Source organism: Thalassorhabdus alkalitolerans, from assembly GCF_042656525.1.
In the GTDB taxonomy this organism is placed as follows: domain Bacteria; phylum Bacillota; class Bacilli; order Bacillales; family Marinococcaceae; genus Thalassorhabdus; species Thalassorhabdus alkalitolerans.
Genome location: NZ_JBHSOZ010000008.1, coordinates 112,369 through 119,336 on the forward strand (window position 1 = coordinate 112,369; position 6,968 = coordinate 119,336).

6 protein-coding genes are annotated in these 6,968 nt (G+C 41.8%); all 6 read left to right on the forward strand.

All coding sequences use genetic code 11. The features are described 5' to 3' along the window. Window positions 1-182: 182 nt before the first annotated feature. A complete protein-coding gene (locus ACFPU1_RS14255; protein WP_385942396.1) occupies window positions 183-1,379 on the forward strand; it encodes a CamS family sex pheromone protein in 1,197 nt (398 codons plus the stop codon). Between the two features lie 136 nt (window positions 1,380-1,515). Further along, a complete protein-coding gene (gatC, locus tag ACFPU1_RS14260) occupies window positions 1,516-1,806 on the forward strand; it encodes an Asp-tRNA(Asn)/Glu-tRNA(Gln) amidotransferase subunit GatC (RefSeq protein WP_100397849.1) in 291 nt (96 codons plus the stop codon). 15 nt (window positions 1,807-1,821) lie between these two features. Next, window positions 1,822-3,279, forward strand: a complete 1,458-nt coding sequence (gene gatA / locus ACFPU1_RS14265) for an Asp-tRNA(Asn)/Glu-tRNA(Gln) amidotransferase subunit GatA (protein ID WP_385942400.1) — start codon at window positions 1,822-1,824, stop codon at window positions 3,277-3,279. Between the two features lie 14 nt (window positions 3,280-3,293). Beyond that, window positions 3,294-4,727 (forward strand): Asp-tRNA(Asn)/Glu-tRNA(Gln) amidotransferase subunit GatB, encoded by a 1,434-nt coding sequence (gene gatB, locus ACFPU1_RS14270; protein ID WP_385942403.1) that lies wholly within the window; start codon window positions 3,294-3,296, stop codon window positions 4,725-4,727. A gap of 550 nt (window positions 4,728-5,277) precedes the next feature. Then, window positions 5,278-6,183: a diacylglycerol kinase gene (locus ACFPU1_RS14275; RefSeq protein ID WP_385942406.1), complete on the forward strand. Its 906-nt coding sequence runs from the start codon at window positions 5,278-5,280 to the stop codon at window positions 6,181-6,183. 347 nt (window positions 6,184-6,530) lie between these two features. Beyond that, window positions 6,531-6,866 carry a hypothetical protein gene (locus tag ACFPU1_RS14280; protein ID WP_385942409.1) on the forward strand — a complete coding sequence of 112 codons (336 nt, stop codon included), beginning with the start codon at window positions 6,531-6,533 and terminating at the stop codon, window positions 6,864-6,866. The last annotated feature ends 102 nt before the right edge of the window (window positions 6,867-6,968 follow it).

A 6,968-nucleotide genomic window follows, 5' to 3' on the forward strand; every position in this document is an offset into this window, starting at 1 on the left:
GGAGAAGGTTCCTTCTCCTTCTTTTCGAGAATTGATTTATTTTTCTCTTGAGCGCTTGGATGGAAAAGCCTATGATAAAACAAGACATCCAAATCATGGCTGTTTTACCTGTAAAAGAAGCCAGCTTTATAAGTGGTGCCTAATAAATAAGATTGAGATCAGGGAATGAGGAGATGGGAATAATGGTTAATAAAGCGGGTTGCTTTGCTTTTGCGGCCCTCATTTTACTTTCAGGCTGCCTGCCCGGGTTAGAAACAGATGAAACGGCAGACGTGGAAGAAAGTGATGAAGATGGAGCAGACACGGTTGTTGAAGTGAGTCCGGAAATTCCAAGTTTGGACAGTTATTACAGAAGCATTTTACAGGACGGACAGTATCGACATGGAGCGACCAGAGGGTTCAGCACATCGGTGGTTTACAACCGTATGGACTTAGAAAGGCTGGAGGTAGGCCTTACGGAACTGGCGTCTGATCAATTTGATCCTTCTTCTTATTTCTTTAGTGAAGGCCAGTTTATTACGAGAAGTGACTTGAACAGCTGGTTACGTCGTTATGAAGAACCGGAAGATGAAGACGACGAGGGGAATCTCCTTGGATTGAACCCGCCCCTTGGAGAAGGAAGCTCTTTTGAAGAAAGAGAAAGAAATTCTCCTCGCTATTTGTCTCATATTCTGGAACATAATTATGTAACAGAAAATGAAAATGGCAACTTGGAGATTGGCGGACTGGCCATAGGAATTTCCTTAAACAGTGCCTATTATTTTAGAGAACGTCACGATGATGGAAGTTACGGTCCCTGGTTTGATGAAGAAATCGATGAAGAGGTTAGTCTGGAAGAGGGCCAAAGGATTGCCCAGGAGGTACTGGAACGCCTAAGAAGTGAAGACAGGGAAGACGGAAGATTGGAAGACGTTCCAATCGTTTTTGCACTCTTTAGAGAAGCACCTCGTCAGTCTTCTGTGCCAGGTGAGTTTATAGCCACAGCAGTGGCTGATCCCGGCCAGGACGTAGGCGGATGGCAAACCTTAAACGAAGCTCATTATTTGTTTCCTTCCGGAACTGCTGAAAATGAGCAAAGAACAGATGCGGAGAGGTTTAATCAATTTAGTAATGATATAAACAGATTCTTTGAAAACTATGTGGGGGTAGTTGGAAATGGTTATTATCAAAATGACCAGATGCAAAGAATGGAGATTGAGATTCCTATCCGTTTTTACAGTAAAACAGAAGTAATAGCATTTACCCAGCATGTGACTGACAGGGTGGAACAGCATTTTTCTCCTGAAATTGAAGTCCAGATTCGTGTGACTGCTTCGGGAGAAGAGGAAGCCTTAATTGTAAGAGAGCCCGACGAGGAACCATATATCCATATTCATTAAAAGCACGGCAAGAAAGCAGATGTCAGGGAAACTTTCTTCAATGTTTGTCTTTCTTGCCTTTTGTTGCTTGTACATGTTGGATTTGGTATCATCAATGTATTGTGAAAAAGGACGATTTTAACGGAGGTGACAGGCAGTGAGCAGAATTACGAAAGAGCAGGTCTTACACGTTGCTTATCTCGCGCGCATGTCTTTGACAGAAGAAGAAGTAGAAAAGTTCACTAAAGATCTTGACGATATAATTGGATCAGCAGAACAGTTAAATGAAGTAGATACAACAAACGTAGAACCAACGACCCATGTTTTAGATCTTCACAATGTTCTTAGAAAAGATGAAGTAAGACCGTCTTTGGATCGTGAAGACGTACTCAAAAATGCACCAGATCATGAGGATGGCCGATTTAAAGTGCCGTCTATTCTTGAATAAAGGAGGGAGCTCACCGTGTCTATTTTAGAAGAGAGTTTTTCTACGATACATAAAAGGCTCGAAAACAAAGAAATTACTGTCTCAGAACTGGTTGATGCTTCATTTAAGCGCATCAATGAAGTAGATGATAAAGTTAAGGCCTTTCTCACATTAAATGAAGAAGAAGCACGCAGCCACGCAAAGAATCTCGATGAAGCTTTGGAAAAAGAGGGAGTAAACGGTGCCCTTTTCGGGATACCTGCCGGAATTAAAGATAACATTACGACAAAAGGTGTTCGCACCACCTGTGCAAGTAAAATTCTCGCAAACTTTGAGCCTGTTCATGACGCCACAGTGATTGAGGGGTTAAACAAGGCAAATTCTGTTCAAATTGGAAAGTTAAATATGGATGAATTTGCTATGGGGTCTTCTAATGAAAATTCAGGTTTTTTCGTGACTCGTAATCCTTGGAACACCGATTATGTGCCAGGAGGATCGAGCGGGGGCTCAGCAGCCGCTGTAGCAGCTGGAGAAGTACCTTTTACTCTTGGTTCTGATACAGGTGGCTCTATAAGGGAACCGGCAGCTTATTGTGGAGTTGTGGGGCTAAAGCCTACATACGGACGAGTATCTCGTTACGGACTGGTAGCATTTGCTTCCTCTCTAGACCAAATCGGGCCCATTACCCGCACAGTAGAAGACAATGCTCTTGTTCTTCAGCAAATCGCTGGTCACTCCAACATGGATTCCACGTCCGCAGATATTCCTGTTCCAGATTTTCTCAGCATGATTACTGGGGAAATCAAAGGCAAGCGGATTGGCGTGCCGAAAGAATATTTATCTGAAGGTGTAGAACAAGGTGTTAAAGACAGGGTACTTGAGGCATTAAAAGTGCTGGAGGATCTAGGTGCGAGTTGGGAAGAAGTATCTCTTCCTCACTCTAAATATGCGGTTTCCTGCTACTACCTGCTGGCTTCTTCTGAAGCATCAGCCAACCTTGCCCGCTTTGATGGTGTGCGCTACGGTGTAAGATCAGATAATGCAAATGACTTACTTGAAATGTATCAGCGCTCTCGTGACGAGGGATTTGGCGATGAAGTAAAGCGCCGTATTATGCTTGGAACCTTCGCATTAAGCAGTGGTTATTACGATGCTTATTATAAAAAAGCACAAAAGGTCCGTACTCTTATCAAAAGAGATTTTGAAGAAGTTTTACAAAACTATGATGTGATCGTAGGACCGACCTCGCCAACAACAGCATTTAAAATTGGCGAGCAGGTGGATGATCCGCTTACCATGTACGCTAACGACGTGATGACTATTCCAATTAATCTGGCTGGTGTCCCTGCCATTTCCGTACCTTGCGGCTTCTCTCAAGGAATGCCGGTAGGATTGCAAATCATTGGTAAGCCGTTCGAAGAAGGAGAAGTCTACCGAATGGCTCATGCCTATGAACAAGCTACAGAATACTATAAAGAAAAGCCGGAATTGTAAGGGGGGATAAGGAAATGAAATTTGAAACAGTCATTGGACTTGAAGTGCATTCAGAATTAAAGACAAATTCCAAGATTTTCTGCGGATGTTCAACTGAATTCGGAGCACCTCCAAACACCCATACCTGTCCGGTATGTTTGGGACATCCTGGTGTGCTTCCTGTGTTAAATGAGCGGGCGGTTGAATATGCAGTAAAAGCAGCCATGGCCTTAAATTGTGATATTGCTGAAAATACAAAGTTTGATCGGAAAAACTACTTCTATCCAGACAGCCCAAAAGCCTATCAAATTTCCCAATTTGATAAGCCTGTTGGTGAGAATGGCTGGATTGAAATTGAAGTAGAGGGCAAAAAGAAGAGAATCGGTATTACCCGTCTCCATTTGGAGGAAGATGCGGGAAAGCTGACTCATGATGAATACGGTGAGCATTCCTTGGTGGACTTTAACCGAGTAGGAACACCACTCGTTGAAATCGTTTCTGAGCCGGATATTGAGACACCTGAAGAAGCCTACGCTTATCTTGAAAAGTTAAAAGCTATTCTTCAGTATACAGAGGTTTCCGATTGTAAGATGGAAGAAGGCTCCCTTCGCTGTGATGCTAACATTTCGTTGCGTCCTGCAGGACAAGTGGAGTTTGGAACAAAAACAGAGCTGAAAAACCTTAACTCTTTTGCAAATGTACAAAAGGGACTGGCTTTTGAAGAAAAACGGCAGGAGCAGGAGCTTCTTTCCGGTGGAGAAATTCTACAAGAAACACGCCGCTGGGACGATGCAAAGAAAGAAACAATCCTCATGCGTGTGAAGGAAGGCTCTGATGATTACCGTTACTTCCCGGAACCAGACTTGGTAGCTCTTCACATTGATCATGAGTGGAAGGAAAAAATCAAAGAAACCATTCCTGAACTTCCTGATGAAAGAAAAAATCGTTATATTAATGAGTTAGGACTCTCAGCGTATGATGCCGGTGTAATCACTCAATCAAAGGCAATGTCTGATTACTTCGAAGAGACGGTTGAAAAGGGCGGAGACGCCAAGCAGGCAGCTAACTGGCTGATGGGCGAAGTAAATGCGTACATGAACGCAAACGGTAAAGAGCTTGAGGAATTAGCTCTTACTCCAGAGTCATTATCGAAGTTAATCGCTCTCATTGAAAAGGGAACAATTTCAAGCAAGATTGCGAAAAAGGTATTTGCTGACCTGGTTGAAAAGGGCGGAGACCCAGAGGAGATCGTAAAAGAGAAAGGTCTTGTTCAAATCTCCGACGAAGGAGAGTTGAAAAAGATTGTAGACGAAATTCTCGATAACAACCAGCAATCTATTGAAGACTTTAAAAATGGAAAAGATAAAGCTTTTGGATTCCTTGTTGGACAGACAATGAAGCAGACCAAGGGTAAAGCAAACCCTCAAATGGTAAACAAGCTTATAAAAGAAGGAATTGATCAAAGATAGTATTTTATCCCTGCCTTTCTACAAGGCGGGGATTTTTTATTATCCTGTCGAGGGCCATATGAATATTTTTTAATAGGGATTTAAATTCCTTTGAATCCTTTGATAGTTATCATTTTTGAAAACAAGTTATGGAGAGTGAAACAGAGAATATAATATAAAGAGACAAAAGGGCAGGATTGAACAGAATGTTTCTCTCATGAGGGATTAACAAGAAAACAACTTGAAACGGTTTTTAATTTTGCTGTGAGGTGTTTTCATTCTTAAAGAGACGGATATGACTTTTATAAGCTGACACACTGATGTTTTTTAAGGAGAGAACCTCTTAGGCAAAGTGGAAGTAAAAAGTAGAGTTTAGAAAAGATTAAATGATATAGTTATAGGGTAGAAAGTAAGAGCTGGATGTCAAAAGTGTACATTTGCGTAAGTTAATTATAGATATGCATTACTGACAGAAAAAGCATGCAGAAAAGCTCAGAGTTCTTCTGTGGCTCAGGAAAGACATGCTACTGAGGATAACTCTATATTTGAGAAAACAGGAGTGCGCACGCCTATGAAAACAGCCAGAGTCATTTATAATCCGACAGCAGGACGGGAACAAACAAAAAAGCAATTAGCATATATACTTGACCGCCTGGAAACAGCGGGTTTCGAAGCATCAGCTCATATGACGAAAAGAGAAGGGTGTGCCAAAGAGGCAGCCAGAAAAGCGGGAGAAAAAGGGTATGATGTCGTTATTGCTGCCGGTGGGGACGGAACGATATTTGAAGTTGTCAACGGGCTGGCTGAATTGCCTTATCGTCCCAAGCTCGGTCTGATTCCTGCCGGCACGACAAATGATTTGGCCCGCGCCCTTGGCATTCATGGGAATGATATTGAAAAAACGTGCGATGTTCTGTGCGATGATTACACAAAACCCGTGGATATAGGAAAGGTAGGCAATCAATATTTTGTAAACATTGCAGCTGCTGGCAAACTCACTGAACTAACCTATGATACACCTAGTAAACTAAAGACGATGATGGGGCAGCTTGCTTATTATGTCAAAGGCTTTGAAAAGCTCAGGTCACTTAATCCTCAGCATGTAAGAATTGAATATGATGGAAAGCTCTTTGAGGATGAAATTATGATGTTTCTTATTTGTAATACGAATTCTGTAGGAGGCTTCGAGAAGCTTTGTCCACAGGCTTCCTATAATGATGGTATGTTTGACCTGATTATCGTTAAAAAAATGAATCTTCCTGAATTTGTACGTCTTGGAGGACAAGCGCTTAACGGTGAACATATTCATCATGACAAAATTGTGTATGTCCAGGCAAATCGAATAAAGGTTTATGTTGAAGGGGATATGCAATTAAATTTGGACGGTGAATTTGGTGGAATGCTCCCAGCTGAATTTGTTAATCTTCATCAGCATTTTGAGATGCTTTGCCCGAAAAATAAATCAGAGATAAGATAAAAAATAAAAAAGGTAAACCTGTTCAGGCTTACCTTTTTTGTTCTGCGGACTTAACATGCAGAAATAAGTATGAAACTAGCGCCGTTACTTTATTAGTTTCCAGCTTTAACGAGAAATAAAGACCAAATTCCAACAGCAATGGAAACTAAGCTTGTAAAAATTACCATCCAGTGCATTCCCAACAGCCCCTCTCTTACTAAGTTTCAGATAAAGTCCGTGGACGAAAACTAACATCTCATTACTAAAGAATATAATTCTTAAGGAAAAAAATCAATGAAAAATGTAGGAACTTTCTTTAAAACGGGAAAAAAGATTAATACATCATACTCTTTCTAAGGAGGGGAACAATGGCCGAAAAATTAAAAATAAGCGTCGTCGTCACCCTTCTTGCTTATACGGTGCTTATTGTCCTTTCACTGCTGATCACTTCTGGTATAGATGGTGAAATGATAGGAATGTGGGGGATCTGGGCAGGGGTGATCCTGTTAATAGCAGCCCTTCCCTTGTCAAAAAACGCCAGAAGGAGCAGGCACCAGGATGTGACCATTGATGAGAGTGTACAGGCAAATGCAACCAAAGAAAGCAATGAATCTGTTCAAAAGCAAAATCCGCCCGTAGTGGCAGGAGTAGTCTGGGGGGCAACAGTCACCATTGTTATAGCCCTAGGCTTGTTATTCATATAAAAGCCGCTCCCTGAAAAAAGGAGCGGCTTTAGTATTGTGTGCCCGGCATGGGTATAAACTCTAGGGTTAAAGTCCCGAACGGTGAAGGTCGTTGTAACCGCT